General features: G+C 48.2%; 3 protein-coding genes. All 3 read left to right on the top strand.

The window, feature by feature from the left end; all coding sequences use genetic code 11:
• Positions 1-378, top strand: a 378-nt coding sequence (locus E2I14_RS19170) for a MotA/TolQ/ExbB proton channel family protein (protein WP_133331549.1), incomplete at its 5' end; no start/stop codon positions are given.
• Positions 379-381: 3 nt separating this feature from the next.
• Entirely contained in the window at positions 382-810 is a 429-nt protein-coding gene (locus E2I14_RS19165) for an ExbD/TolR family protein (protein ID WP_133331547.1), read from the top strand.
• Between the two features lie 112 nt (positions 811-922).
• Positions 923-1062 (top strand): biopolymer transporter ExbD (locus tag E2I14_RS19160; RefSeq protein WP_206105690.1); only part of this gene is annotated, 140 nt, incomplete at its 3' end.

The following is a 1062-nucleotide window of genomic DNA, read 5'->3' as shown; positions in this document are numbered from 1 at the left end:
ATGTCGATTCAACGTGCAGTAGAAAAAATCCAAAGCCGTTTGCAAGATGGTTTAGCGTTCTTGGCGACTGTTGGTTCAACAGCACCGTTCGTTGGTTTGTTTGGTACCGTTTGGGGTATTTATGGCGCGTTGACCAAAATCGGTATTGCCGGTCAAGCATCGATCGACAAGGTAGCGGGTCCAGTTGGTGAAGCGTTGATCATGACCGCTTTCGGTTTGTTCGTTGCGGTTCCAGCGGTATTGGGCTACAACTTCTTGGTACGTCGTAACAAATCCTCGATGGAAGAAGTACGTGCATTCAGCGCTGACTTGCATTTAGTGTTGATCAGCGGTGCAATGAGCACATCTGAAGAAGCACGCGCTAACAAAAAAGGCTAAATCATGGCAATGGCAATCGGTAGCCCCGATGGGGGCGAAGATGAGGTAAACAGTACCATTAACACCACGCCGCTAGTTGACGTGATGTTGGTTCTGTTGATCATCTTCTTGATCACGGTTCCCGTGGTAACCCACACCATCCCGGTGAAGTTGCCAAGTGAGCGGAACCAGTTGTTTAAGACGCATATTGAAGACGTTGATTTGTCGGTCAATAAAGATGGCGACATATTCTGGGGTCAAAAGAAAGTGGCAGACACCAATGAGTTATTAGAAAAACTCAAAGTCGTCTCCGTATTGACGCCACAACCTGAAGTCCATATTCGCGGCGACCAAAACGCACGGTATGAATTTGTCGGTAAAGTCATCTTAACGGCACAGCGTGCTGGGATAGCCAAGGTTGGTTTCGTTTTAGAGCCGCCTGCTAAAAAATAACCTGGCGAGAAACTCGTTGCCAAGGCAAAGCAGGGCGCTGAAGGGATCATGCACAGCGCCTCGCCCAGACAACGCAACGAGCGCGTCAATACAGTAAGAACGAGGAGATAGTATGGGAATGAACATCAGCTCGGGCGGCAGTTCAGCCGAACCGGATGTAATGATCGAGATGAACATGACGCCGTTGATCGACGTGATGTTGGTATTGATCATTATGTTGATTATTACAATTCCGATTCAAAATCACGCGGT

The organism is Sapientia aquatica (assembly GCF_004358105.1).
GTDB classification, from domain to species: Bacteria; Pseudomonadota; Gammaproteobacteria; order Burkholderiales; family Burkholderiaceae_D; genus Solimicrobium; species Solimicrobium aquaticum.
Note: the sequence above shows the minus strand (reverse complement) of the source record. Positions and strands in the feature narration are given on the sequence as shown.

What these genes read in the sequence shown, in the direction of transcription:
- E2I14_RS19165 (WP_133331547.1), top strand. Translation starts at nt 382, where the DNA reads ATGGCAATGGCAATCGGTAGCCCCGATGGGGGCGAAGATGAGGTAAAC.